The organism is Vibrio sp. 3-2(1) (assembly GCF_963887575.1).
Taxonomy (GTDB): domain Bacteria; phylum Pseudomonadota; class Gammaproteobacteria; order Enterobacterales; family Vibrionaceae; genus Vibrio; species Vibrio anguillarum.
Genome location: NZ_CAWPGB010000011.1, coordinates 24,171 through 50,938, shown reverse-complemented (window position 1 = coordinate 50,938; position 26,768 = coordinate 24,171). Strand labels below are relative to the sequence as shown.

The window sequence follows — 26,768 nt, the reverse complement described above, 5'->3', positions numbered from 1 at the left end:
AATGAAGTCGCCAGTGCTGACGCAATGGTACTGACGACTGCCCCTCAACATAATGACGCGCCACATAATGCGCACTCTGATTTATTAACCACCATAGCAATTGAAACCATACATCCAAATTTTCATTTCACAGTGAAATCATACCTTACTCATAACTCTGCTGCATTGATTTGTATCCGTATGTATTTCTCTGGAACTTTATATTTAAATTTTTTGCCTATCTTAATTTTAGATTTTGCTTTCGCGCAGATTTGGTAATCACCGTTTGTCCCAACGCCTACAATTTCTGCATAACTTTGAACATGCTTCATTTCGATCATCACGTCACAATATCCATCAAGCTTAGATCTATATTTTTTAAGAGCTTTCAGCGTTTGCTGTTTTATTGATTTCGCGACAGGATTACTTTCTGAATCGTCGGCATAACCCTTTGAACAGAAAACTACTAACACTAACGAAATGATAACTACACAGATTTTTTTCATCGTCGAGAACCTTTACAGAGACTTCCATCATGATATCAGCGAGTTATAAATGGACGATATGTAAAGTTAATCGTTTCGACGATGTTCGTTTTTTAATGAAAACAATCTGTAACTTAAGAATGGCAGACTCAATGTGACTTCTTGGTTCGTTGCTCTTTTGTATGAAATCCCTGATGAGGAAAAACATTGCGAATACGCTGTTGAATTTTTTTAGGTACGTCTTTAGAAAAAACCAACTTAACACCCGTTCTCTGCTGGTAAACTTTTAGTTCGCCGCTCAAGCCTGTCTTTTCAGCAATCTCAGTCACATTATGTTTAAAACTTGGAGGGAAATGCCCTTTAACTTGTGCTACGACACCATCTTTGAATTTAACTCTCAATATAGGCCGATCAACAGCGACTAACCAAAAGATAACTGCAGCAGCAGCCAGAATGACATACAACATTTTTATCTCCTTTCTTATTCAGACAGTAATTTACTTAAATCTTCTTTTAAACTTGAGACGGTTCTACTCGCTTTTTCGCTACGAGATGCTTCACTTAACAGGTATTCAATCGCGTCAGACAAAGTGCAACCAAGCTCATTGGCTCGATATGATAGTTTTTCCCACACTCGATAATCGAGATCGATAGATTTCTTTCTGGTGTGTAGTTGCTCGGCATTAAAGTGGCGTTTGCGTTTGGCTCTAATTGCTTGCTTGAGTTTATTACTCAGTTCAAGTGACATGTGCTGATCAATCCATCCAAGAACCAGATTGGGTTCATGCTCTATTTTTTTTAACTGTTCAATTGCAGCTAGAGCTTCACTTTTGTCTACATAACGAGTGATTGTTTCGCCATCCTTCCACTTATTAATTAAGTATTGCCACTTCCAACCCGATTCCAAATTTTCAAGCTGTTGATATTTCATAACGTAAAATCCATGCCAAGTTAGGGTGACAGCGTAACCCACCACCGTTCAGAGTTCAATTTTTGGATTCAAAAAAGCGAACAAGATCAAGCATAATAATGGAGCTGTTAGACATTGCTATTTTTCTATATAATCTGGCTTCTTTTAATAAACACTAGATTTCAATGACTCAAAATATTTGGCGTTCAGTCACACCTCAGTATGATCAATTCCACTCGCAACTAGCTCAGTACCCTAGTCTATCTCCGGTAACATTACTCGACACACAGCCCAGACTAGCAACCGCTATTCAGCAGTTTGTTCAATTGAAAGGTTTTACACGAGTGATGTTGATCAACGCGCCAGATAACTCAATCTATCGTCAATTAGTCAGTCAAAAACTTCAAGTAATAAAGCCCAACTCGCACGTTATTTGTACAGAGTCCCTCGATATGGGGACTATCTTTGGCCAATACCGCGCTGAAAATGGGCTTATCACCAGCGAAATTCCTGGTTTATTGGATAAAGCCAATGGTGGTTATCTTCTGATCTCCGCTAATATGCTGTTGGCTAATCCTAAAATGTGGCCATTATTAAAAGCGGCAGTATTAGGCGAAGATGTAAGCCCCATTAATTGTGATGCTAAATCACCACACCCCTCACCAATCTCTAAAAGATATGAGGTCAAACTGATCATTTTAGGTGATAGGAACCAGTTAGCCGATGTCGACTATTTGGATGCAGACGTCCGCTCAAGCTTTTGTTTCTACACCGAATTAGAGTTGGACCTGAAAATTGATGAACAGTCGATATTGACCTATCTCGCTTATTTACGTTGGATATCTGAAGAATACCAACTCCCTACACTGACTGAAGATGCCATTCCTGCTCTTATGACCGCAGGTGCCCGTTTCACGGAAGATCAACATTACACACCGTTATGTGTAATATGGCACAGAACACTCATAGAAGAAGCGGCCTTAGAGTCAAATCAGTATCCGATTACTAAATCTCATATCGAAAGTGCCTTAGACAAACGCTATTATCGAGAGTCTTATCTGCAGCAACGAGCACTCGACGATATACTTGATGGACAAGTCATTATCGAAACTCAAGGCGAACAAGTCGGCCAAGTCAATGGATTAACAGTGATCGATGTTGCTGGCCATCCTCTTTCCTATGGTGAACCAGCTCGTATCTCATGCGTTGTGCACTTTGGTGACGGTGATATTACCGATGTCGAACGCAAAGCCGAGCTCGGTGGTAATTTGCATGCAAAAGGCATGATGATAATGCAAGCCTTTGTAAGCAGTTCAATGAACCTTGACGCACCGCTTCCCTATTCTGCTTCGGTTGTCTTCGAACAATCATACAGCGAAGTGGATGGCGACAGTGCATCACTAGCCGAGTTATGTTCTTTAGTAAGCGCTTTATCTGAACATCCCATTAACCAACAAATCGCTGTGACAGGTGCGGTTGATCAATTCGGGCGAGTCCAAGCTGTTGGCGGGCTAAACGAAAAAATTGAAGGCTTCTACCATGTGTGTAAGCATCAGGGATTCACGGGTGGACAAGGCGTCATTCTACCAAGAACAAATCTAAAACATCTTGCGCTTCATAAAGATGTAGTCAATAGCATTAAAAATGATGAATTTCATATTTGGCCAGTCGCTACAGTTGATGAAGCAGTACCGATCCTTATGGGTGCGTCATTCAGAGGCGATGACGAAGAAAGCATCATTAATAAAATTGCTCAACGTATTGAAAACTTTGAAAGGCATGACCAATCACACAGTATTGCAGAGCGCATTAAAAACTGGTTTGTGTAGCACTGATCGGAGTTGTTTAGCGTACACGTGTTCCCTAATATGCACCCTATCAAAAATTGGAGTAACTGATAATGCAGAATAAACGAGATTCATATAATCGTGAAGACTTACTAGCCTCTAGCCAAGGTGAGCTTTTTGGGCCTGGCTACCCTCAATTGCCAGCGCCAAATATGTTGATGATGGACCGCATCACCAAAATGTCAGAAACCGAGGGCGAGTATGGTAAAGGCCTTATTCTTGCTGAGTTAGATATTACTCCTGATCTATGGTTCTTCGATTGCCATTTCCCTGGCGATCCTGTAATGCCTGGCTGTTTAGGTTTAGATGCGATGTGGCAATTGGTTGGTTTCTTCCTTGGCTGGGTTGGTGGCAAAGGAAAAGGCCGGGCATTAGGTGTTGGTGAAGTCAAGTTCACAGGTCAGATCCTACCAACAGCAAAAAAAGTCACTTACGAAATCACGATGAAACGCGTTGTTAACCGTAAACTTGTAATGGGCCTAGCTGATGGTCGCGTTCTTGTCGATGGCAAAGAGATTTACGTTGCAAAGGACTTAAAAGTAGGTCTTTTCCAAGATACTTCTGCTTTTTAGTGACGTTAAACTATTCATAAGCGACTCATAGAGTCGCTTTTTTCTCATCAAAATACTTAGTTATAGTGCTTTAGTGTGACTTGAATACTAAAAAGCCCCTTCCGGGGCTTAAATCCTTTTGCATGTATGTGGGAGTTTATTTGTAGAGACCAGCTTGTTTGTCATCTCTGGCATCGCGCCAACCACCTAGCCAATATGAACGAGCGTCCGTTTGTTGATAAGGGCAAGCCTCTACGGAACGTCCGTTTAAGCCAGCTTTATACCCATGAGACTGTGCTCTTTCAAGGCGATCACGCTTTTGTCTCTTCATCATAGTGTAGTCCTCATACAGTAACTTGTGTCTTACATACAACTATTAAATCTACATGGCATATCTGTTACGCCACAATTAAGAATTGCTCAAAAATTCGACTTTCTCAAGTTACAAAAAAGGCGCAGATTCTAAATTGTGAACTTGCGCCATTCTTTACACTATTTAATTATTTTCTGCGGAACCCAAAGAGAGCAAGTAGTGTCAGAGGAATCCACCCCATACTACCGCCTTTACGTTCAACGGGCGGAAGTGCCGTGCTGCGGACTTCAATATCGCTAGCCGCCGCGCCAGCAATCGGGATCAGTTTAATCGCGACAACGCTTTCACTTCCAGAAGAACAGTATGAGTTATGGGAGAAATCGTCATAGCCACCAGTACATTTAAATGCACTTGCTGCAATCACACCATCATCATTGATATCTGAGGCTTCAAAAATACGGAACTGGTTATTATGTTGTGAGTAAGCCCCACCATTGGTTAGATCATCTAACCACCAACCTTGGTTCTGGAACAACGCCATTCTTGCTGCATTACTCCCTGTACCGTTGAAAGGATAGATAAAGCCACGATGACGACGTTGTTTGCCTCCATCTTCACGACCTTTTTCTGCATCGATTTGACCGACAATTTCATTGAAATTGTTGATCGCTTTCGCTTCACCGCCAGCACCGGTAAAGAAAATTCCACCTGATAGATAGTTAGCTACAGGCGTTCCGCTATTGGCATCCGACACAAAAATACGGTTTGCTGCTGCGCCGCTTTCAGGTTTATCGCCTCGACGTTTTGTTTCACCGATCACGATTAAATGGTTATTAATATCTGTCGCTAATGAGTTGGAGTAAATCACATCTCCATCCACCTTCAGTTCTGTGCCAGTAATAACCTTACTACTCCACATATCATGCTTAGGAGTTGTTACGTCGTAACTTGCATTAGGATAGAATACCGTTGCTTGCATTCTAAACACATTGTCATCGCGATAGGTATTAAAACCAGCCATAACCGGCTTGTTAGCGTAACTGCCAGATGTAGGAACAGCAGCGCCTCTTACACTTGCTTGTGCAGAGTATCCGCTACGGTTTGCTTCAACATCACCGACCCACCCTGTTACACGGTAACCCGTCGAGATAGATGCTGTATCCCACATATAAGCTTGCGTTGCAAATGCAAAATTTTGACACTGACGAGTAAACTGTGGATCGAGACCATCACTCACACAAGTGTTAACATCTCCATTGTAGTCTTTGTTATCATCATCACCGTTACCTGTTAAATAAGGGCTAACTGATGCACTACCAACCACGAAATTATGGGTACCATCATTGAATACATCATAAGCGAACGTCCGACCCATTTTTTCAACAATTTTATTATTTGTGTCTTTGACAATTGTGGTGTCTGTTGGTGGATTTAAAATATTGCCATTATAAAAACCACGTTGACGGTAGCCTAGAGCGTAATTACTCCCAGACTGTGTGTAACCGCTGCTCGTAATACCAAAAGCAGAAATGCCGTCTAACCCAGTTAAAACGGTATTCTGAGTATTTGCAATAGAGCCAAAAGTCAAAACAACTTGCGATGAATTAACAAAGGCCGCTGCATTTTGTAGATAACTACCATTATCCCAAGCATCACGCTCACGTTTCAAACCGCCAGTTTCAACATTGTTGTACTCAAAACCATGCCATTGCTTATCAGCCCATGCCTCACAAGTAGAATAACCGAGTTCGTTAGAGCAATAGTTTTTGAGATCATCAATATCCTGATAAACAAAACGATTATCCATTTTGAATGGCACTTCATCATGATAGGAAATGCCATCAGAGCCATTGAGCGTATCGCCACCAAACGCAAAAGTATTACAGCTATTTCCGGCCGTAAAACATCCAAGAGGATTTGCTGAAAGGTTATCTTTTTGTATTGCCCTTCCATAATATTCATTAGCGACTAAGTTACCGGGTGTCACTTCTACAATTTGGTAAAGTGCAGCATGAGCTTGAGTGGCAGCCAGAATACTGGCCGCAATTACGGTGATTTTAAATGTTTTACTACTCATTAATAATCTCTAACTTTCCTGTTGCATTGCTTCGAGCTCTTCCCAGCGCTCGAAAGCAATTTCAAGCTCCTGCTCTTTCGCAGTTAACTTATCTAAAACGGGCTGTGTTTTGTCTGCTGATTGCATGAAAAACTCAGGATCGTTCACTTGCTGTTGAAGCATTTCAATATCATTCTCAAGTTGCTCTAACATTGCGGGCAACTCATCCATTTCTCGCTGCAGTTTATAAGATAACTTTTTAGGTTTTGTCTTAATTGGCGCTGTTTTGAGAGTTTCCTCAACCACTTTTTCTTTATTGCTGACATTTTCAGCAACTCGTGACTGCAAAACTTGGGCTCTTTGTTGCTGAGCATCGTGATAGCCTCCAACAAATTCTTCAATTTTGCCATCACCTTCAAAAATCCAACTCGTTGTTACAGTATTATCAACAAATTGACGATCGTGGCTGACAAGCAGCAATGTGCCTTGGTAATTGGCAAGCAAATCTTCTAAAAGTTCCAAAGTTTCGATATCTAAATCGTTGGTTGGTTCATCTAAAATCAATAAATTATTCGGTTTGAGGAAAATACGAGCAAGCAACAGTCTGTTTTTCTCACCACCAGATAGCGCTTTTACTGGCGTTCTCGCACGTTTAGGGGCAAACAAGAAATCTTGTAAGTAGCTTAATGCGTGCCGTGGGCGCCCAGCCACCATTACTTCTTGTTTTCCGTCAGCTAAGTTGTCAATTACCGACTTCTCAGGATCGAGGATCTCACGGTACTGATCAAAATAAGCAACTTCAAGTTTGGTACCGCAATGTAATTTGCCACTCTGAGGTTGTAAATCACCCAACAGCAGTTTCAGCAGCGTACTTTTACCGCATCCGTTAGGGCCAATAAGTGCAATGCGATCACCACGCATGATATTGAAACTGAAGTTCGAGACAATGTTTTTGCCATCAATGCTATAGCTAATATCTTTCGCTTCGAAGACAATTTTTCCTGAACGCGCAGCGTCATCGATTTGCAAGTTTGCTTTGCCCTGTACCTCACGGCGATCATTACGCTCTTCTCTTAGCTTCTTGAGTGCTCTTACACGCCCTTCGTTACGAGTACGACGCGCTTTGATGCCTTGGCGAATCCAAACTTCTTCTTGGGCCAATTTCTTATCAAACTCGGCATTTTGCATCTCTTCTACACGCAAGGCTTCTTCCTTGGCGACAAGGTACTGATCATAATCACCAGGAAACGAGCTGAGTTTACCGCGATCAAGATCAACAATGCGTGTCGCCATTGAGTGGATGAACGTCCGGTCATGCGATACAAAGATGATCGAGCCTCTAAAATCTTTCAAAAAGCCTTCGAGCCATTCGATGGTGGTTACATCAAGGTGGTTAGTCGGTTCATCAAGCAGAAGGACATCAGGATCACACACTAGTGCTCTTGCAAGAGCCGCTTTACGCTGCCATCCACCGGATAAATCCGTTAGTTTGGTGTGGCCATCCAGTTTCAACGCCGCCAGAACATTTTGGATACGTTCTTCAAAACGCCATGCCCCTGTATGCTCTAGCTGCTCTTGAATGCGAGATAACTTATTGATATTACTTTCACTTGGATCGATAACGATGAGATCTAAAAGATCTTGATAGATCTTTAGATACTCACCAACTTCCGCTAATCCACCAGCAACATAATCAAAAACGGTGCCAGCTTCATCTCTAGGCGGATCTTGTTCTAATCGAGAAACAACAACATCTTGTTCTATCTGCATTTTTCCGTCGTCCATGATGATTTCTCTCGCAAGAACTTTCATCATAGTCGACTTGCCTGCACCGTTTCGGCCGACGAGACAAACTCGTTCATTTTCTTGCAATGCGAAATCTGCATGATCGAGTAATGGGTGGTCACCAAATGCTAATTGACCGTTATGGATGGTAATTAATGCCATTATTTTCTAACCAATGAAGTAATGTTTGTTGGTCAAAGGGCCAGCTCAGTTCGGATTCTTGGTATTTAAGAACCGGAATAGTGACCCCGTAACGAGAGAAGAGCGCATCATCAAATGCAATATCAACGAGTTGTACTTGTTCAGCAATGTTTGCCTGCTGAACAAGCTGAAATGCCATCTCACAGAGATGGCATCCTTCAGTACTGTAAAGCGTGAACAACTTCATTCCCTATTCACTGCATGCATGGGAAATCGTCCAGCAGTTATGGATCTGTTTGTTACGTTCAAAATCCAGTGGTAATGTTTGTGCTGAAATGTTTTGAGCAACTAAACCAAGCTCAGCTAGCGCTTCTAAATCCATTTTAAAATGTCGTTTATTGTTTGAAAACACAATCGTACCTTCTGGACATAGGATACGTTTTAAATTTTCCATCAACTTAATATGATCGCGTTGCACATCAAATGTGTGTTCCATACGTTTGGAATTTGAGAATGTCGGCGGATCGATAAATATCAAATCAAATTGTTCTTTTGCAGTCTCTAGCCATTGCACACAGTCGGCTTGTTCAAAGCGATGCTGGTGTCCAACTTGACCGTTGAGCTTTAAGTTGTCTTTAGCCCATTCTAAATAGGTTTTAGACATATCAACCGTCATGGTTGATTTTGCTCCACCGCAAGCGGCATGAACGGTTGCAGAGCCGGTGTAAGCAAATAGATTGAGGAAATCTTTACCCTTTGCCATTTGCCCTAAGCGACGACGCGTCAATTTATGATCAAGGAATAAACCCGTATCGAGATAATCATGTAAATTGACAATCAGTTTAACGCCATACTCGTTCACTTCCATTGTCTCAGAAATTTGCCCTAATTTTTGATATTGAGAGCGCCCTTTCTGTTTTTCACGAACTTTGAGTACTACTTTATTTGCTTCTGTTCCGGTGACTTGAATCGCGGCACGAATGATATCGGTTAAACGGCGTTTCGCCTTTTCTTCTGGAATATCTTTAGGTGCGGCGTATTCTTGGATCACTAGGTGGTCGAGATAAACATCGATCGCAACATTGTATTCAGGCAAATCAGCATCATAAATACGATAGCAATCTAGTGATTCACGTTTCGCCCACTTACCAATTTTCGCAATATTTTTCTTTAAACGATTCGAAAAATCAGGAGCGATCACCGATTCTTGAGAAATAGACGCTCCCGGTTCTACCGTGCGCAATGAAATTGAGTAGTTCTTTTGGTGACAAGGTAACGCACCGTTATTTAACTTAAACTGCTTTTCAGCGCGCATACGCAAACAACTGAGTAATTCGTCAGAGCTTGAGAAAATCGATGCTTGGCAACCGCCAAATTCAGCCTTTAATTGACCACCAAATGCCGTGTATAAAGCAATCAAACCAGGATGTGTACCTAAACGTTCACCATAGGGTGGGTTACAGATAACCACACCATCCTCAAACTCTTCAGGACGTTTGATCAGTACCGCATCACCTAGCTGGAAGGTAATCAGTTCTTCAACCCCTGCGCGGCGAGCGTTATCTTTCGCGGTCTGCAGCACTCGTGCATCGTTATCAAAACCAAAGAACTTACAGTCAACTTTCTTGACACCACGTCTTGCTTGAACATTAGCCTCTGATTTTATTTGCGCCCACAGTTCTGCATCAAAATCCTCTAAAGCTTCGAAACTCCACTTTGGACGCTTGAGACTGGGGGCCATACCAGCAGCTATCATGGCCGCCTCAATGAGCAAAGTACCAGAACCACACATTGGGTCGAGCAGTGGCTTCGCTTCACTCCATCCACTACGCAAAATAATAGCCGCTGCTAATGTTTCACGAAGTGGTGCTCGCCCCGCTTCGGTACGGTAACCGCGCTGATGTAAACCACCGCCCACCATATCAATCCCTAAAATGGCTTTATCTTTATGCAAGCGTACATGGACACGAAGATCTGCATGATCTTTATCGATCGAAGGGCGCGGTAAGTTCTTTTTGGTGAAACAGTCGACAACCGCATCCTTTACTTTCATCGCGCCGTACTGACTGTTGCGGATTTCGTTATTTGTGCCGTTGAAGTCGACAACAAACTTTTTCGAACTATGAAAATGATTAACCCAGTTCACTGAACTTGCTGACAAGTAAAGATCCATATCATTTTGGCAGGTAAATTCAGAGAGGACGCGAACAAATCTTGATGCTAGACGGCTCCACAAACAACAGCGATAAATCTGCTCTTTCGACGCTTTAAATTTTACCCCGGCCTGCACGGGTTTTGCGTCCGTAATCCCTAATTTGGTTAGTTCTTCAACTAATAGGTTCTCAAGCCCGTTTGAGGTAACCGCTAGATATTGATTCATACTGCTCTTTTACTGATAAAAATGACCACGCATTATACCTGACAATCCCACGCTTGAGTAAAACAAAGTGTCTCTTTCACCTTCTCAACCATTCAATTGCTTAACTACTCGCCAATTTTACAAATAGACAAGCTTCGAGCATTGCAAAAACATCTCACTAGATATAGCAAGACCTACGGGATAAGTGAGTATTTATTCACTGCATAATTGGACTATACCAGATTGATTTTTGTAGTGTAAATTAATTACAAATGAGCTAAAAATGGGAATATGTCGGCCATTTCTAGCAATGTAGACACTGTTTATAACGTCACTTTTGAAGAAAAAAACATCAGAATCCTGAACAAATCTCACATTTAAGATCGAATTCAGACGGATAGGATTGAGTTGGGGAAAAGCTCTAGGCAAAAAAAATCGGCTATTAAGCCGATGGGAAATGAAACAAAGGAACGAAACGTTGTGCTATTAGGGAAAAGTTAACTCACAAGAGCAACGTGCTCTTCGAGCAAAATATGATTGGCGCAAGCCATACGGTCATGCATAACCTTAATGACCTGTCCGAATTCCAGCTGTTTGGAACCATTCAGTATGAACGCATCCAAATCGACTAAGGCGCAAAGACTAGCGCAGTCCCCTACCTCAAGTACGATGAAATAACCTTGGCTGTAGCCGTTGACCAACCGAACAATGTCACCTTCACTCGGTTCAAAACCGTAGCCTTGATGATCAAAAAACCAACTTTTAGGCTGGACAGGTTTATGAAAACGCTTAGCGGCAACACAATAGAGTGCTAATTCGGCTTGTCTTGGCTCACTTAAACCTAAATAGGCAATTTGCTCTTTGTAGGTTTGGAAAGCACTCGCATCATCGACTGAAAAATGATTCTCAGCAAAAGCACAATCGACGAGCAGATTACGGTAAAGATTGGTCTTAAAAACCATCTCATCACCAAGGTACAACATCAGGCAGCTTTCGCTATCTGAATAATACCAACTCCATTTGTCACTTGGTTTAAGCATCGTTCCACTCTCTAATTTTAATGAATTATCAAACTATTAGGTAAAACGCTTAATTACCTTTGCCAGCTAGTGAATGTAATTTTAAGAACAGAAATATAAAAAAAAAGAGGAAATGAATAACTCATTCCCTCTTACTTTGACCCAGTCACTTTTTATTTTTCTGAGTAAATACCTTTAAATCGCACTTATTTACAGGTTCTTGACAATATCTCTCACTAAACCTGGGCCGTGGTAAATGAATCCTGAATAGACTTGTACTAGTTTCGCGCCCGCCAACATTTTTTCTTTTGCAGCGATACAAGAATCAATACCACCCACTCCAATAATGGGCAGCTTATCACCCAACTCTTGGTACAAGCACTTAATCACTTCAGTACTTCTTGATTGAACAGGACGGCCACTTAACCCACCCGCTTCATTCGCGAATTTCATACCTTCCACCAGCGACCGATCCAATGTGGTATTAGTCGCGATAACGCCATCAATATTATGCTTGAGTAACGATTGGCAAATTTGTTTAAGTTCGTCATCAGAAAGATCGGGAGCGATCTTTAATGTTAACGGAACGTATTTATTATGCAGCTTAGCCAATTCAGATTGCTTCGCTTTCAGTACGGCAAGCAAATCATCCAATGCCTCACCATATTGTAACGTTCGTAACCCAGGAGTGTTGGGGGATGAAATGTTCACTGCTATGTAACCAGCATATGGGTAGACTTTCTCCATACAAATAAGATAGTCATCTGCCCCATTTTCAATCGGTGTATCTTTATTCTTTCCAATGTTGATACCGATAATGCCGTCATATTTAGCTTTCTTAACGTTCTCAACTAGGTTGTCGACACCTAAGTTGTTAAAGCCCATTCGATTGATAATACCTTCCGCTTGGATCAAACGGAATAAACGCGGTTTATCGTTACCAGATTGAGGACGTGGAGTCACGGTACCAACTTCGACAAAACCAAACCCCATTGCACCAAAAGCTTCTATGCATTCCCCATTTTTATCTAGGCCAGCGGCCAAACCTACAGGGTTTTTAAAAGTTAAACCCATGCATTCGACTGGGCGATTGGGTAAGTGTTGACGATAGAAGAGATCAAGAGGAGTGCCAGTGAAACGTTTAAAGTTTTCAATGGCGAGATCATGTGCCTTTTCGGCATCAAGTTGAAAAAAGCCAGTCCTGGCTAAGCGGTAGAGCATTGTGCCTCCGAAATAAAAAGCCCCGTATAAACGGGGCGTTATTATTTACTCATTTGCCGCACAATTCAAATTTAAAAGTACTAATTCTCTTAATGCTACTGAGAATTTTGCAAATTCATGTACTGCACCAACTTTAAATTCGTTGAGGATACTCTCCCAGCGCATTAAGGATACTTCATTACTAGCAATCCATTCATCCAGTGCTTTTATTACATCGAGTTCTTCTGGCGCACAAGTACAATTCAATACTTGCGCAGTAAGTTGACGCTGCTGCCAGTCTAAATCTTCACGGAATGCAGCGCGAGCTAGTGCTTGCCAGTTGTTATCCACCGCTTGACCGTTAATCTGTTTCAAGAACCAGTGCAGTGATAAACGATCACCCAAGTTAAAGTAAAGCTTAGCTGTCTGAGCAACGGTCTTACCTTTATCACGAGCCACTGTGGATATATCCAGTGCTGAGTACAGGCTTGATAAACGAGCAACGTAATTCGCCAGTTCGGAGTTAATGCCTTTATCAATCCAGACTTGAGCCATGGCATTATGCTCTGCAACCTCTTCAGCAACGAGCATATTGTCTAGTTCAGCGGAAACGGCATTGACGTCAGTTTGATAAAGCGCAATCAAATCTTTGACCGATTGTTTGCCTGAACGATTACGCAGCAACCAACGAGATAAGCGGCGTAAGGTTCGGCGTACTAAGAAAATCACATCGTACTGTGCATCGGCTTCTGCTTTATTGTCGAGTAAACGAACCTGCTCAAGAACACGGCCTAAGCCATAGATTTCTCTTGCCGCAGTGTAAGCATTGGCAATATCGACAACATTCGCACCAGTCTCTTCTTGAAGACGGGTCACGAAATTACATCCCATTTCGTTCACCATCTGATTGGCCAGAGCCGTAGCAATGATCTCTGCACGAAGTGGATGCTGTTGCATGTGCTGAGAATAGTTACGACGTAACTCCGTAGGGAAATAGTTGATCAACTGCTGCGAATGGAATTCATCGTGTGAAATCTCTTCACAAGCCAATTCCTCTTTCAACACCATTTTGCCGTATGCCACTAATACCGATAGCTCCGGACGGGTTAATGCAAATCCCTGCTTCTCACGCTCAAGCAAAGTTTCATCATCTGGAATGTATTCCAATGCTCGGTCAAGGTGCCCTGCTTTTTCCATAGCATGGATGAAACGAATCTGCTCTTTAACTAACGATACACCCTGTTGCTCAGTGACAGAAATAGCTTCAGATTGAGCGTAAGCATCTTCAATAACGATGCCTCCTACTTCGTCTTCCATCGACTCTAAGATCTGATTACGTTGTTTGACGGTAAGATCACCATTCGCCACCAAGCCATTCAAGAAGATCTTAATATTAACTTCATTATCCGAGCAATCGACGCCGCCAACGTTATCAACAAAGTCGGTATTAACACGACCACCAGTTAATGCATACTCAACACGTCCAAGTTGAGTCATACCTAAGTTACCACCTTCACCGATCACTTTTGTACGAAGATCGCGTCCATCAATTCTTAGAGCATCGTTAGCACGGTCACCTACATCAGAATGGCTCTCTTTCGATGATTTAACATAGGTGCCGATGCCGCCGTTCCACAAAAGATCCACTTCCATTTTCAAGATCATTTTAATCAGCTCATTAGGCGCAACAGAAGCCTTCTTAGTGCCGATCATTTTTTGAATTTCAGGCGTTAAGGTGATCGATTTCGCTTTGCGAGAGAAGATACCACCACCTTTTGAGATCAACTTTGCGTTGTAATCTTCCCAGCTAGATCGTGGCGTGTTGAATAAGCGATTGCGCTCTTCCCAACTTTTTGCTGAATTTGGTGTTGGATCGATGAAAATATGCAAATGGTTAAACGCTGCTTGCAAACAGATGTGTTTAGACAGCAGCATACCATTACCGAACACATCTCCAGCCATATCGCCAATGCCAATCGCTGTGAAATCTGTGGTTTGGCAATTAATGCCCATCTCACGGAAGTGGCGCTTGACTGACTCCCATCCCCCTTTTGCTGTAATCCCCATGGCTTTATGGTCGTAACCATTTGAACCACCAGAAGCAAAAGCGTCACCTAGCCAGAAATTGTATTCTGCTGACACTGAGTTAGCCAAATCGGAAAATGTTGCTGTCCCTTTATCCGCGGCTACAACTAAGTAAGGGTCATCTTCATCATGACGAACGACATTTTTAGGTGGAACGACTTCGCCTTCAATAATATTGTCGGAAACATCGAGTAATGCACGAATAAAACGTTTATAGCAGCGTTGTCCCTCGGCAAAGATCTCATCACGCGTGGTAAACATGTGCTGTTTCTTACACACAAAACCACCTTTTGCTCCCACAGGAACAATAACGGTATTTTTTACCTGTTGCGCTTTCACTAACCCTAGAATCTCGGTACGGAAATCTTCTTGGCGATCAGACCAACGTAATCCGCCACGTGCTACTTTACCACCACGTAAATGAACACCTTCAATATCAGGCGCATAAACGAAGATTTCGAAAGCCGGCACAGGAGCTGGAATTTCAGAAATCTCTTTCGGTTTCATTTTTAAAGAAAGCCAAGGTTTGATCTGATTGTTTTCATCCAGCTGGAAGTAGTTAGTACGGATCGTCGCACTGATCATCTCCATATAACGACGAATAATACGATCATCATCCAAGCTATCAACACGATCTAACTCTTCAGTAATAGCGTTGATAAGATCCGTTTGTCCTTTTTGAGCCCCTTTGTGTTTAGGATCAAACCGCTTTAAGAATAGTTCCACCAGCCCTTTTGCTACATCTGGATAATGGCTGAGTGTATCTTCAATATATTGTTGACTGAATGGGAAACCCACTTGGCGCATGTAACGCGCATAAGCACGAAGAATCGATACTTCGCGCCCAGTTAATGAAGCACCGAGTACTAGTCGGTTGAAGCCATCACTCTCTAATTCACCAGCCCAAATAGCCGCAAATGCTTGTTGAAAACGATCTCTCGCTTCTCGAAGATCGACACTCTTATCGCTCTTATGCAGCATTGAGAAATCTAAGATCCAATACGTTTGTCCATTTAACTTGCGTACTTCATAAGGTGACTCTCCGATCACCCTCAGCCCTAAGTTTTCCAACATCGGCATCACATCAGAAAGATGGATTGGCTCGTCACGGTGATAGAGTTTTAAGCGCACCGCTTTTGAATCGGCCGCTTCTTCTTGTGGACGATAGAACAACATGCCGAGTTTGTGCTCTTCATCTAAGGCTTCCAATCGCTGGATATCATCCACCGCTGAACCCGGCATCATGTCTTCTTTGTAAGAACGAGGGAATGCACGCATGTATTCTTTCGATAATGGCAGTCCTTTACTCTCTCCAAAGTTTGCTACGATCGCATCTGATAAACGATCATCCCAAGTTGATGATGCTTCCATTAAATTCTGCTCTACCGTTTTTACATCGACATCCATATTGTTGTTATCAACACGTACGATGTAGTGTGTTCTTGCCAATGGGCTTTCTGAAAAATAAGTGGTGAACTCAACATCTTGCTCACAACCAAAGTACTGTTTGAAAATTCGTTGCGTTTGGCGGCGAAGCTCGGTGTTATAGCGCTCTTTGGTCACATAGACCATACAGCTGAAGAAACGACCAAACGGGTCTTTACGAACAAACAGACGCAGCAAATCCCTATCTTGCATTTGCACTACGCCCATCCCAACTTCTAACATCTCTTCTTCACGTGCTTGCAGTAACTCATCACGAGGATAGTTTTCTAGAATATTGTGCAGCGCTTTATAGGAATACGAGCCTGCACGATAACCGCTGGCTTTTAGGATACGTTCTACTTTTTCGCGGATCAGCGGAATAGTTTCGACACTTTGGTTGTACACCGCCGAGGTATATAGGCCAGTGAAACGATGTTCACCGATCACTTTACCTGCTTTGTCGAACTTTTTAACGCCGATATAATCGGTATAAGCTGGGCGGTGGATACGTGATTGGGTATTGCCTTTAGTGACAATCAATAAAAAAGGCTTTTTGGCTTCAAGGCGCGCGGAATCAGGAAAGTCAGATAATTTTACGCTGCGTACACGTTTTGAATCAGAAAATAAACCCAACCCTTTTTCTGCTGTTGGTCTCAGTTCAGTATCGCCTTCGACCGTCACGAGGTCGTATTCTTTGTACCCCATGAAAGTGAAATTATGATTTCCCATCCACTTTAAGAATTTGATGGTTTCTTCGTAACGATCACTTTCTACAGGAATGAACTCTTTTTGTGTCTCCAATTGCGCAATCACTTGCACCAGTTTTTCTGACATTGGTTGCCAGTCTTGCACCACTAAAGCTGTATCGCTCAGAATACTAAGCAACTCATTTTTCAACTGTGTCATCGCTTCTTTGCTACTAAGGCGGTCGACTTCAATATGAAAAAGAGATTGCAGAACACCCTCACCTTGGTTTACCGAAGTAATAACACCGTTATCGGTGCGCGAGATTTGCGTTGGACCATTGAGCATGAGGTGTGACGATAAATCCAAACGGCTGAGCGCCATTTTAATGGAGTCCACAAGAAACGGACTATCAGGGATTACTATTTCAACAATCGTGTGCGTTGACTGCCAACCTTGGCGGCTTACTGTCGGGTTAAATACCCGCACTGAACGCTCCTCCGGGTTTTTCTCATTAATATGGTGCCATAGGCTAACTATCGCACCATATAAGTCAGATTCATTACGTTCAGTCAGATCATCTTTCGAAATGTTACTAAATAGATGTTGAGCAAGTTGGGTCACGAGCGGTTGATGAGCAAGATCGAGTTTGTCTTGAATCAGTTTGTACACTTTTTCAAGCAGAACTGGCACTAAAGTTTCACGCGCAGTCATAGTAGACTCCAAGATTATTATTTTTGTAGGGTATGCGGTAAGCATAGCGCTTACCATTGGTAATGCTTGCTTTATTGTAAAAGCTTTATTGACAAATAGTTAACAGTTTTAGGGCGGGTCTGAGGTGAAATGTTTGAGAATGTGATTAAGATTCCTATTTAAATATCTAGAAAATCAGCGGCTCACAGAGTTTCTAACTTTACAAACTTGTTATTTTGGTCAGTTGTCAGCCGAAATCGACCTTTTACTCCAATTTGGCTAAGAAATGGACGAAATCGAGACGCGGGTAGCTGAAGGCGTAAACCTTGATCTGTGTAGACTTGTACAGAGCTTGCTACACCAGAATAGTGCGCTAAGTAAGTTTGATAGGAAATGTTGAGAGTAAAATAGTATTGCTTCATAGCCGTTAACCAAAATAGAGCGAGGAGACGTATCTATCACCTCGCTCTTAGTAGAGTTAAGATCCTTAAGATTCGAGCGCTTTTGTTACTTTTTCAAAGAGATCCCGAGCTAAATTATCCATTGACTTCAAAGTCTCCAACTCCGATTTCATCATTGCTTGACGAGTTTCATCGTAGAGCCTGAATTTAAGTAAAGGATCAATTAAACGCGACGCAACTTGGGGGTTACTATCATTGAGTTCACGCAGTATCTGCCCTGCAAAACGGTATCCCTCACCCGATTTTGCATGGAAATTAACTGGGTTTGCGCTGAGGAATGAACCAATTAAACTGCGAGTACGATTTGGATTTTTTAAGCTAAATGCTTCATGTTTCATGGTTTGTTGAATGGTATCCAAAACACTTGGCGCGGGGTTAGTCCCTTGCAGTGCAAACCATTTATCCATCACCAATCCATCGTGTTTCCATTTATTGCTGTAATCATCCATCAGTGCTTGACGGCACATAAGCTGTGCACTATTCGCAGCGCTCATAGCGGCGATGGTGTCAGTCATGTTGTTGGCGCTGTGATACTGAGCCAGCACCAAATCATTGCCTTGGTCGGTATAAGCTAAATAAGCAAGGCAAGTATTGCGCAATGCTCGTTCACCAATTGCACTGTGTTCAATGCTGTATGCTGTCTGTTTTAAACTGTGGTAAACCGCATTGAGCTCGTCTTGCAATGCGTTAGCAAGCTGTACTTTCATCGCTTTAAGTACGGTCGCTATGGCATCAACATCAACACGTTTATACCAACCTGAAACCTCATTATGGCTAGGTAATGAGAGCATTTCCGCAATAAAAGCAGGCTCTAGAGCCTCACTCAGTAACACACCACGGAATGCATCAACTACCGATTCAGGCAAATCCGCCGCCTTACCCGACTGCACTCCAAACACATTACTACGGATATATTTGGCTAACAACATTTGGCCTGCATCCCAGCGAGCAAATTCGTTACGAGCATTGACCATCAAGAAGATCAGCTCATCATCACTGTAGTCATACTCCAGTTTCACTGGTGCTGAAAATTCGCGCAACAAGGAAGGGATCGGTTTCTCTGGCACATTTTCAAACACGAAGGTCTGCTTAGCCTGTGTTACGTTCAGTACATTAGAGATTCGCTTTCCGTTACATTGTAACTCAATTACATCACCATGAGCGGTGTATAACTCAACATCAAAAGGAATATGCAGCGCTGCTTTCTCTTTTTGCTCGTGCGTTGGTTCGGTTGTTTGCTCTACGGTTAAGGCATAGGTTTTCTGTTGTGCGTCATATTCAGTGCTCACTGAAACAATCGGTGTACCAGATTGGCTATACCATAAACGGAATTGGGTAAGATCGACGCTTGAAGCATCTTCCATCGCTGCTACGAAATCTTCGCAGGTAGCGGCAGTGCCGTCATGACGCTCAAAATAGAGCTTCATCCCTTTTTGGAAATTCGTTTCACCCAATAACGTATGTATCATACGAATCACTTCACTGCCTTTTTCATAGACAGTTAATGTATAGAAGTTATTCATTTCTATCACTTTATCGGGACGAATTGGGTGTGACATTGGGCTGGCATCTTCCGCAAATTGTGGCCCGCGAATAATGCGCACATTATTAATGCGATTCACGGCTCTCGACCCTAAATCAGACGAAAATTCTTGGTCACGGAATACCGTTAGGCCTTCTTTTAAGCTTAATTGGAACCAATCACGACAAGTGACGCGGTTACCAGTCCAGTTATGGAAATATTCGTGGCCAATCACCGCTTCAATACCTAAATAATCAGTATCGGTAGCGGTTTTTTCATTGGCTAGCACAAACTTAGAGTTAAAAATGTTGAGGCCTTTATTCTCCATCGCACCCATGTTGAAAAAGTCAACGGCAACGATCATGTAGATGTCGAGATCATACTCTAAGCCGAAGCGCTCTTCGTCCCACTTCATTGCGTTGATAAGTGATGTCATCGCATGAGAAGCGCGGTCGAGGTTACCTTTATCAACAAAAATCTCGAGGGCAACATCGCGACCGGACTTGGTTTTATATTGATCACGTAATACGTCAAAATCACCCGCAACGAGAGCAAATAAGTAAGCAGGTTTCGGATGTGGATCTTGCCACTTCACCCAATGACGCCCTTCTGCGAGATCGCCATGTTCGATACGGTTACCGTTACTTAATAAAAATGGGTAATCTTTTTTGTCAGCAATCACGGTCGTTGTGTATTTTGCAAGAACGTCTGGACGATCGAGGAAGTAAGTGATGCGACGGAAACCTTCCGCTTCACACTGCGTACAGAACGCACCACCCGATTTGTATAACCCTTCTAGTGCGGTATTCGCTTCAGGGCTAATCAGTGTCACGATCTCCAATTCAAACTCTTGAGGTAATGATGAGATCGAGAGCCCGCTTTCAAGCAGCTGAAAATCTTGCCATTCGGTGCCATTCACTTTGAGCGATTTCAGCTCAAGGTTTTCACCATCCAGCACCAATTGGTTATTCTCTTTTTGCTGCTTAACGTGAGAAACGGCAGTCACTGTGGTGTTGGTATCAAAGAGATCGAATGTTAATTCGAGATCCGTAATGGTATGTGATGGAGATTGATAATCTTTGCGATACTTGGCTTGGGGTGTATGAGCCATGTCGGAATCCTTGTTGACGGAGTGAAATGTGACGTTTTTGATAAACATTCAGTAAGATGGCTATAGATCTAAGGCTTGTTATCATTAATAACAACCCCTCAAACCGAAAAACGAGGCATTTAAGACAAATACCCCGTTATTTCGCTGACAATTTACCCATATATCAACAGATTTCACTCATTGCCTTTCTTATGATGAAGATTACAAGACTACGGATTTACTCGCGCTAAAACAGCCGACATGGAACCATTCTCCACTTCTAAAGTTAACATATCGCTAACAAGCGTATAGCGGGTATCATGTTCTCCGTCTTCATAAAGGAGCACCAAATGATCACCTTCTGTGTAGTACACTCCTTTATGGATCGATTCGTTACCATTAGCACCACTTACTCTGAACATAAATACAAAATCCGGCTGTAAAACGAGATCAAGTTGGTTAATGTCGGTTGCTATCGCATCTTCACCAAATATCCGTTTGCTAGACCACACCCCTGCCAACGCATTTGGTAAAGCTTTAGTGAACATAATGCCGTTTAAGTTGAGCATGTTGTGGTTCACTTTGTATTGATAAACTTGAGGTTGCGATGAATTAAGCCCCAAAATCAAGCTGTTATCGCTGGCGTCAAATTCACCTTCCCAGTGCTCCACATTGTAATTTTTCTTTTGAATATCGATCTTGAAACGATAATTCGATTCCAAGGTCAGTTTAATAGAACGAAAATCATCGGAAGAAGTGTCAGGATTGGGGTTAAGTAGGTACCAATCACCAAGTAAAAAAGGGAGATCAAACTGAGTTAAGTCTTGATGAGTCTGCGTACTACTACTTTGACTTTGTGCCGCACTGGTGCTGATAAGAACAATGCAGGTAAAAATGATGCTTATCCATTTCATAACACGCTCCTCGCTTTTTTCTTAAGCTTAGAACCGGTTGTACGATAAAGCGAAATGTTTGATCTGTATCACGTTATTTATTTGGTTTAAATAAGATCAAAAAAGCGAGCACTAAGGCTCGCTTTTCATTGATACTGGTTGCTAATTTAGCATATCAACAGTGATCGCCACTGCTTCTTCTAAATAAACATCTGGAGTTTCATAATCTTTAGGCACATCTTGCAAGGTTTTATAGGGCTTCAAACCATTGGCGGCTTGTCGCATGTTAATCCGCGCCAAACGCAATTCATCTGCCTTGTCACTCTCTTGCTTACGCACAGATTCATTGAGAGAAATTGTGTTGTCATCTTTCTCCGCTTTATACTTTGCAATATCCTCGTTAATGAAGCCGAACTCCATATCGTTGGCAATACGAGCTTGATGCTGTGCAGATAACTTAGCAATCAGTTTTTCATTAGCTTGTAACTTGTCGTATTTAGCTCGCTCAATTTGATCCCAAGGAAGCGCATTAGGTTCAACGCTCTCACCGGTATCTTTTGCTTCAATCGCAGTGGGTAACGCAATATCAGGCACCACACCTTTATTCTGCGTACTACCACCATCAATACGATAAAATTTCTGAATCGTATATTGAACGTAGCCTAATTCTTTATCAAACAAGTCGTAGATATGATTCAACGAGCGATGCTGTTGAACCGTTCCCTTACCGAATGAGTTTTCGCCAACAATGATCGCTCGTCCATAATCTTGCATTGCCGCTGCAAAAATTTCTGAGGCTGATGCGCTGTAGCGATTCACCAATACCGTCATAGGACCCTGATAACTGATTTTTCCATCCGTGTCACTATTAACGTTTACTCGTCCATAGCTATCGCGAACTTGCACAACCGGACCGCTTTCAATAAATAAGCCGGATAATGCCGTCGCTTCCGTTAATGCACCCCCACCGTTATTACGCAAATCGACGATCACGCCATCCACTTTTTTCTGCTTCAGTTCAGTCAGCAATTTGTCCGTGTCTTGCGCTAAACCGACATAGAAGCTAGGGACTTCAAGCACGCCGATTTTCTTGCCATTTTTCTCGATGATTTTTGATTTAACCGCTCGATCTTCTAAACGAATTTTGTCTCGAACAATAGTGACAACGTGACTTTTAGCGTCTTTACCTTCCGGCAAAACTTGCAACTTCACCTTAGTGCCTTTCGGGCCTTTGATCAGTTGTACGACATCATCTAAACGCCAGCCGATAACATCAACCATCTCTTTGCCATCTTGGCCCACACCAATAATACGATCGCCTTCACCCAACTGCTTGCTATTTGAGGCAGGACCACCCGCAACTAACGAACGAATGATGGTGTAGTCGTCGGTCATTTGCAGTACAGCACCAATCCCTTCCAATGAAAGATTCATTTCTGATTGGAACTGCTCGGCATTACGTGGAGAGAGATAACTAGTATGCGGATCAACTTCACGCGCGAAAGCATTCATATAAAGCTGAAATACATCTTCGCTGTGGGTCTGAGACAGACGTTTGATCGCGTTATTATAACGCTTGCCTAGCGTTTCTTTAATTTCCGGCCACTCTTTACCCGTAAGCTTTAAGTTCAGTGCATCATATTTGACACGTTGCTGCCATAACTTATCGAGCTCGGTTTTATCTTTCGGCCAAGCTGCTTTTGAGCGATCAAGTTCCATCGATTCATCGGCTTCAAATGTAATTTCTTTGTCGAGCAGAGAAAGCGCATATTGAAAACGCTCAAAGCGCTTTTGCATTGATAAGTTATAAACATCAAATGCAATTTGGTTATTGCCAGCCTTGAGTTGATCATCAAGTTGTGTCGACCACGTATGAAAGGAATCAATATCGCTCTGAGTAAAGATATTGCGGTTGTAGTCGAGCAGTTCGAGATAACGATTGAAGATAGCTTGCGAGAAATCGTCATTCAAGTTGAAGTGTTTGTAATGAGAACGAGTAAAACGGGAAGTCACACGCTTACTCGCCGTTTCATGCTGTATTTCTGGGGCAAGAAGAGGTAAATCTTCTTTGCTAAGAGTGGCTTCTAAGGCCTGAACGGATGACGCTGCTAGCCATAGGCCAGCAGCGATCAACGTTAATTTTGAACGGCATTTCATGCGTAGGAATTTCTCCTTTATGCGCGCAAGTGCTCCGCTTTCACAACCATTTGTAGGCCGTTGACAAGTTGAACGCGCACATCTTCCTTATTAACTTCAACAATGGTCGCAGCCATGTTTCCTTTACCCATGTTTACGTTCACTTGTTTGCCAGTGATCATTTCATCAGCATTTAAAGCGCGCGTCTCGACAGGTTTTTCAGCTTTTAGCGCTTTCGCTTGAGGACGACGAGCTTGTGCTTGAGGCTTTTTCGCTTTTGGTTGCTTCGCTTTTGCCTCTTCGCGTGCTTTTTGTCCTTGCTCTTTACGACGAGCCTGTACTCGAGCTTTACTTTCTGCCAATGCGGCTTGTGCGTGCTCTACATGTTCTTCTTCTAACTCTCCACATGGGTTGCCATCAAGGTCAACACGAGTTGCACCTAGTTTAACACCATGTAGATAACGCCATGACGAGGTGTATTGTCTTAACGCAGCACGCAGCTGTGTTTTACTTACTTTTGAGTCTTCGTTTAGGCGTTCAGCAAGATCTTGAAAAATACCAATTTTCAAAGGCTTTGCTTCACCTTCTAAAGTAAAGCACTTAGGGAAACATTCAGCAATGTACGCAATAACTTCTTTGCTGTTTTTTAACTTTTCAGTGTTTTCCATGAGGATTCCTGGTTTATGCGGTCTTTCCGCGAGGCATTAAGATAAATATGTTCGGTATTATAGTGACCTAAATGCGAAAAACCACAGGCAATGACCAATTTATGCCTTGTTAGCGTGTGAATTGAGCAGCTTTTCTATCTCAATCATTAATTCTGCCATCCCTTTCTCATCAATTTCAGAAAAACGGCCAATTGTTGGGCTATCGATATCCAATACTCCCACCACTTGACCATTGATAGAAAATGGCACCACCAACTCAGAATTGCTCGCAGCATCGCAAGCAATGTGACCAGCAAACTCATGGACATCATAAACACGTTGTATACGGTTAGTCGCCGCCGCAGTACCACACACACCTTTTCCTAAGGGGATGCGTACACAAGCTGGTTTTCCTTGAAAGGGACCGAGAACCAGTTGCTCTTCTTTTATTAGGTAAAAACCCACCCAGTTAAGATTTTCAAGCTCCATGTTAAATAAGGCGCTCAAATTGGCAAGATTAGCGATTAAATCCGTTTCAGATTCAACCAGTGCCACCGCCTGCTTGGTAAGACGGCGGTATTCTTCTATGTTCATATAAACTCAACGACCTTTTGAAAACGGAAGACATCTATTTTTGAACAGCGTACAATTTCTCACACGATAAATAGGATGCATTCTCATCATAATGACTAATTCCAATGACACTATTAGCCGCTCTTGGGTAATAAAACAAGTAAAAAAACATCGACCTACACTTCTATTTGCCAATGCGATCGCGGTTATTGCAACGCTGGTTAGTGTCCCTATTCCACTATTAATGCCATTAATGGTCGACGAAGTTCTGCTGAATAAACCCGCTTCTGGTTTGGCGATGATGAACACTATTCTACCGACATCGATGCAAAACCCAACAGGCTATATTGCGCTCACGTTATTGCTAGTGGTCTTAATGCGTAGCGTCAGCCAAGCGCTCAACATACTTCAAAGCCGTCAATTTACTTTGGTGTCCAAAACCATCACTTACCAAATGCGCTGCAAAATGATTGATAAATTAGGACGGATCAGTATCAGGCAGTACGAAACCAAAGGCAGTGGTGGTATTAATGCTCACTTAATCACCGACATCGAAACCATTGATCAATTCATAGGCAGCACACTCAGTAAATTTATCATCAGCCTACTGACCGTGTTAGGCACAGCAGGTGTTCTACTCTGGCTTGAGTGGCGTTTAGGGCTGTTTATTTTATTGGTCAACCCGATTGTGATTTACTTTTCACGTAAACTCGGAAGCAAAGTTAAGCATCTGAAAAAGCGAGAAAACCAAGCGTATGAACGCTTTCAAAATCGGCTAGTCGAAACATTAGATGGCATTTATCAATTGCGTGCCGCTAATAAAGAGCGAGAGTTTCTCAATGAACTCAAGCAGCAAGCCAACCAAGTCCGAGAGAATGCAGACAAATATGCATGGCAATCAGAGGCTGCAGGGCGCGTCTCATTTCTCCTGTTTTTACTTGGTTTTGAGCTATTTAGAGCGGTCGCGATGCTGATGGTGGTCTTTAGCGACTTGACCATAGGGCAAATTTTCGCCGTTTTCGGTTATTTGTGGTTTATGTTAGGCCCAGTGCAAGAGCTGCTGAGTATTCAATTTTCTTGGTACAGTGCAAAGGCGGCCTTCCATCGCATTAATGATCTGCTTGCACTGGAGGAAGAGCCTCGCCCTATTTGCAAAATTAACCCATTCACAGATAACCGCCAGGTCGATGTTGAGGTTTCTCACGTTAATTTTGCCTACGATAGTGAAAAGAGTGTGCTCAACGATCTCTCGCTCACGATTCCGGCGGGTAAAAAAGTTGCGTTGGTTGGCGCAAGTGGTGGTGGGAAATCCACGTTGATCCAACTGTTAATTGGTGTGTATCAACCCAATTCCGGGCAGATCCGTTTTAATGGTGCGACCACTGAAGAGATAAGTTTTGATATTATTCGCGATAACATTGCCGTGGTATTACAACAACCTATACTATTCAACGACACCTTAAGGCATAATTTGACCCTCGGCGGTCAATATGCAGAAGAGGAATTATGGCAAGCGCTGCATATTGCACAACTGGATGATGTGACTGCGAATCTCAGTGACGGTTTAGAAACGCTAGTTGGCCGAAATGGTATTCGCTTGTCGGGCGGACAACGTCAACGTTTAGCCATCGCTCGGATGGTACTGAGCAATCCTAAATTTGTTATTTTGGATGAAGCAACATCCGCGTTAGATACGGTAACTGAAGCGGCATTGCACAATGCTCTGACTGGATTTTTGAAAGGTCGAACTACTTTAATTGTTGCGCACCGCCTTTCGGCAGTGAAACAAGCCGATATAATTTACGTGCTGGAAGATGGTCAAGTTAGCCAAATGGGTACGCATCGAGAATTAGTCGAGCAAGATGGGTTATATCAGACCCTTTATGGAAATCTCCAATCGTACGTTTAGTGATT

General features: G+C 42.6%; 20 protein-coding genes. 3 read left to right on the top strand and 17 right to left on the bottom strand.

Annotated features, from left to right (window positions below; translation table 11 throughout):
* Nucleotides 1-149 precede the first annotated feature (149 nt).
* From AACQ79_RS02905 to matP, 3 genes are all read right to left on the bottom strand, one after another.
* On the bottom strand, nucleotides 150-485 hold the full coding sequence (locus AACQ79_RS02905) for a hypothetical protein (RefSeq protein ID WP_170898343.1): 336 nt from the start codon (nucleotides 483-485) through the stop codon (nucleotides 150-152).
* 128 nt (nucleotides 486-613) lie between these two features.
* Nucleotides 614-931, bottom strand: coding sequence for a DUF3634 family protein (locus AACQ79_RS02900; RefSeq protein WP_017047648.1), 318 nt, complete (start codon nucleotides 929-931; stop codon nucleotides 614-616).
* A gap of 14 nt (nucleotides 932-945) precedes the next feature.
* Nucleotides 946-1,395 carry a macrodomain Ter protein MatP gene (matP, locus tag AACQ79_RS02895; RefSeq protein WP_026027109.1) on the bottom strand — a complete coding sequence of 150 codons (450 nt, stop codon included), beginning with the start codon at nucleotides 1,393-1,395 and terminating at the stop codon, nucleotides 946-948.
* Between the two features lie 164 nt (nucleotides 1,396-1,559).
* Between matP and AACQ79_RS02890 the strand changes: the two genes are divergently transcribed.
* Both AACQ79_RS02890 and fabA read left to right on the top strand, forming a co-directional pair.
* Nucleotides 1,560-3,203 carry a S16 family serine protease gene (locus tag AACQ79_RS02890; RefSeq protein WP_017044702.1) on the top strand — a complete coding sequence of 548 codons (1,644 nt, stop codon included), beginning with the start codon at nucleotides 1,560-1,562 and terminating at the stop codon, nucleotides 3,201-3,203.
* Nucleotides 3,204-3,274: 71 nt separating this feature from the next.
* Nucleotides 3,275-3,793 (top strand): bifunctional 3-hydroxydecanoyl-ACP dehydratase/trans-2-decenoyl-ACP isomerase, encoded by a 519-nt coding sequence (fabA, locus tag AACQ79_RS02885; protein ID WP_013856904.1) that lies wholly within the window; start codon nucleotides 3,275-3,277, stop codon nucleotides 3,791-3,793.
* A gap of 136 nt (nucleotides 3,794-3,929) precedes the next feature.
* On the opposite strand, the gene rmf is transcribed toward fabA, so the two are convergent.
* The 14 genes from rmf to AACQ79_RS02815 form a co-directional block, all read right to left on the bottom strand.
* Nucleotides 3,930-4,103, bottom strand: a complete 174-nt coding sequence (rmf, locus tag AACQ79_RS02880; RefSeq protein ID WP_010320553.1) for a ribosome modulation factor — start codon at nucleotides 4,101-4,103, stop codon at nucleotides 3,930-3,932.
* A 169-nt stretch (nucleotides 4,104-4,272) separates the two neighbouring features.
* Nucleotides 4,273-6,162 carry a DUF3466 family protein gene (locus tag AACQ79_RS02875; protein WP_170898341.1) on the bottom strand — a complete coding sequence of 630 codons (1,890 nt, stop codon included), beginning with the start codon at nucleotides 6,160-6,162 and terminating at the stop codon, nucleotides 4,273-4,275.
* A 9-nt stretch (nucleotides 6,163-6,171) separates the two neighbouring features.
* Nucleotides 6,172-8,088 (bottom strand): ABC transporter ATP-binding protein, encoded by a 1,917-nt coding sequence (locus AACQ79_RS02870; RefSeq protein WP_017041963.1) that lies wholly within the window; start codon nucleotides 8,086-8,088, stop codon nucleotides 6,172-6,174.
* Nucleotides 8,066-8,314 carry a glutaredoxin family protein gene (locus AACQ79_RS02865; protein WP_013856908.1) on the bottom strand — a complete coding sequence of 83 codons (249 nt, stop codon included), beginning with the start codon at nucleotides 8,312-8,314 and terminating at the stop codon, nucleotides 8,066-8,068. The genes AACQ79_RS02870 and AACQ79_RS02865 overlap by 23 nt, the downstream gene beginning before the upstream one ends.
* A gap of 3 nt (nucleotides 8,315-8,317) precedes the next feature.
* Nucleotides 8,318-10,447: a bifunctional 23S rRNA (guanine(2069)-N(7))-methyltransferase RlmK/23S rRNA (guanine(2445)-N(2))-methyltransferase RlmL gene (gene rlmKL, locus AACQ79_RS02860; protein ID WP_170898339.1), complete on the bottom strand. Its 2,130-nt coding sequence runs from the start codon at nucleotides 10,445-10,447 to the stop codon at nucleotides 8,318-8,320.
* Nucleotides 10,448-10,923: 476 nt separating this feature from the next.
* Nucleotides 10,924-11,466, bottom strand: a complete 543-nt coding sequence (locus AACQ79_RS02855; protein WP_010320557.1) for a cell division protein ZapC — start codon at nucleotides 11,464-11,466, stop codon at nucleotides 10,924-10,926.
* Nucleotides 11,467-11,655: 189 nt separating this feature from the next.
* Nucleotides 11,656-12,666: a quinone-dependent dihydroorotate dehydrogenase gene (pyrD, locus tag AACQ79_RS02850; RefSeq protein WP_013856910.1), complete on the bottom strand. Its 1,011-nt coding sequence runs from the start codon at nucleotides 12,664-12,666 to the stop codon at nucleotides 11,656-11,658.
* A gap of 45 nt (nucleotides 12,667-12,711) precedes the next feature.
* Complete coding sequence (locus AACQ79_RS02845) at nucleotides 12,712-17,553, bottom strand: NAD-glutamate dehydrogenase (protein ID WP_064625169.1); 4,842 nt, start codon at nucleotides 17,551-17,553, stop codon at nucleotides 12,712-12,714.
* 182 nt (nucleotides 17,554-17,735) lie between these two features.
* Nucleotides 17,736-17,954, bottom strand: coding sequence for a DUF2835 domain-containing protein (locus AACQ79_RS02840; RefSeq protein ID WP_013856912.1), 219 nt, complete (start codon nucleotides 17,952-17,954; stop codon nucleotides 17,736-17,738).
* A 65-nt stretch (nucleotides 17,955-18,019) separates the two neighbouring features.
* Nucleotides 18,020-20,626, bottom strand: coding sequence for an aminopeptidase N (gene pepN / locus AACQ79_RS02835; RefSeq protein WP_170898337.1), 2,607 nt, complete (start codon nucleotides 20,624-20,626; stop codon nucleotides 18,020-18,022).
* 209 nt (nucleotides 20,627-20,835) lie between these two features.
* A complete protein-coding gene (locus AACQ79_RS02830) occupies nucleotides 20,836-21,519 on the bottom strand; it encodes a hypothetical protein (protein WP_017050490.1) in 684 nt (227 codons plus the stop codon).
* Between the two features lie 141 nt (nucleotides 21,520-21,660).
* The gene (prc, locus tag AACQ79_RS02825) at nucleotides 21,661-23,655 is read right to left on the bottom strand and encodes a carboxy terminal-processing peptidase (protein ID WP_170898336.1); all 1,995 of its coding nucleotides are present in this window, start codon (nucleotides 23,653-23,655) and stop codon (nucleotides 21,661-21,663) included.
* A gap of 17 nt (nucleotides 23,656-23,672) precedes the next feature.
* Nucleotides 23,673-24,302 (bottom strand): RNA chaperone ProQ, encoded by a 630-nt coding sequence (gene proQ, locus AACQ79_RS02820; protein ID WP_170898334.1) that lies wholly within the window; start codon nucleotides 24,300-24,302, stop codon nucleotides 23,673-23,675.
* Nucleotides 24,303-24,401: 99 nt separating this feature from the next.
* Nucleotides 24,402-24,875, bottom strand: a complete 474-nt coding sequence (locus AACQ79_RS02815; RefSeq protein WP_013856917.1) for a GAF domain-containing protein — start codon at nucleotides 24,873-24,875, stop codon at nucleotides 24,402-24,404.
* A 91-nt stretch (nucleotides 24,876-24,966) separates the two neighbouring features.
* Here AACQ79_RS02815 and AACQ79_RS02810 point away from each other — a divergent pair, with 91 nt between their 5' ends.
* Complete coding sequence (locus AACQ79_RS02810) at nucleotides 24,967-26,763, top strand: ABC transporter ATP-binding protein (RefSeq protein WP_013856918.1); 1,797 nt, start codon at nucleotides 24,967-24,969, stop codon at nucleotides 26,761-26,763.
* The last annotated feature ends 5 nt before the right edge of the window (nucleotides 26,764-26,768 follow it).

What these genes read in the sequence shown, in the direction of transcription:
- pepN (WP_170898337.1), bottom strand. Translation starts at nt 20,626, where the DNA reads ATGGCTCATACACCCCAAGCCAAGTATCGCAAAGATTATCAATCTCCA.
- AACQ79_RS02840 (WP_013856912.1), bottom strand. Translation starts at nt 17,954, where the DNA reads ATGAAGCAATACTATTTTACTCTCAACATTTCCTATCAAACTTACTTA.
- AACQ79_RS02845 (WP_064625169.1), bottom strand. Translation starts at nt 17,553, where the DNA reads ATGACTGCGCGTGAAACTTTAGTGCCAGTTCTGCTTGAAAAAGTGTAC.
- prc (WP_170898336.1), bottom strand. Translation starts at nt 23,655, where the DNA reads ATGAAATGCCGTTCAAAATTAACGTTGATCGCTGCTGGCCTATGGCTA.
- AACQ79_RS02870 (WP_017041963.1), bottom strand. Translation starts at nt 8,088, where the DNA reads ATGGCATTAATTACCATCCATAACGGTCAATTAGCATTTGGTGACCAC.
- AACQ79_RS02830 (WP_017050490.1), bottom strand. Translation starts at nt 21,519, where the DNA reads ATGAAATGGATAAGCATCATTTTTACCTGCATTGTTCTTATCAGCACC.
- matP (WP_026027109.1), bottom strand. Translation starts at nt 1,395, where the DNA reads ATGAAATATCAACAGCTTGAAAATTTGGAATCGGGTTGGAAGTGGCAA.
- fabA (WP_013856904.1), top strand. Translation starts at nt 3,275, where the DNA reads ATGCAGAATAAACGAGATTCATATAATCGTGAAGACTTACTAGCCTCT.
- pyrD (WP_013856910.1), bottom strand. Translation starts at nt 12,666, where the DNA reads ATGCTCTACCGCTTAGCCAGGACTGGCTTTTTTCAACTTGATGCCGAA.
- AACQ79_RS02875 (WP_170898341.1), bottom strand. Translation starts at nt 6,162, where the DNA reads ATGAGTAGTAAAACATTTAAAATCACCGTAATTGCGGCCAGTATTCTG.
- AACQ79_RS02810 (WP_013856918.1), top strand. Translation starts at nt 24,967, where the DNA reads ATGACTAATTCCAATGACACTATTAGCCGCTCTTGGGTAATAAAACAA.
- AACQ79_RS02890 (WP_017044702.1), top strand. Translation starts at nt 1,560, where the DNA reads ATGACTCAAAATATTTGGCGTTCAGTCACACCTCAGTATGATCAATTC.
- AACQ79_RS02865 (WP_013856908.1), bottom strand. Translation starts at nt 8,314, where the DNA reads ATGAAGTTGTTCACGCTTTACAGTACTGAAGGATGCCATCTCTGTGAG.
- AACQ79_RS02900 (WP_017047648.1), bottom strand. Translation starts at nt 931, where the DNA reads ATGTTGTATGTCATTCTGGCTGCTGCTGCAGTTATCTTTTGGTTAGTC.
- proQ (WP_170898334.1), bottom strand. Translation starts at nt 24,302, where the DNA reads ATGGAAAACACTGAAAAGTTAAAAAACAGCAAAGAAGTTATTGCGTAC.
- AACQ79_RS02855 (WP_010320557.1), bottom strand. Translation starts at nt 11,466, where the DNA reads ATGCTTAAACCAAGTGACAAATGGAGTTGGTATTATTCAGATAGCGAA.
- rmf (WP_010320553.1), bottom strand. Translation starts at nt 4,103, where the DNA reads ATGAAGAGACAAAAGCGTGATCGCCTTGAAAGAGCACAGTCTCATGGG.
- rlmKL (WP_170898339.1), bottom strand. Translation starts at nt 10,447, where the DNA reads ATGAATCAATATCTAGCGGTTACCTCAAACGGGCTTGAGAACCTATTA.
- AACQ79_RS02905 (WP_170898343.1), bottom strand. Translation starts at nt 485, where the DNA reads ATGAAAAAAATCTGTGTAGTTATCATTTCGTTAGTGTTAGTAGTTTTC.
- AACQ79_RS02815 (WP_013856917.1), bottom strand. Translation starts at nt 24,875, where the DNA reads ATGAACATAGAAGAATACCGCCGTCTTACCAAGCAGGCGGTGGCACTG.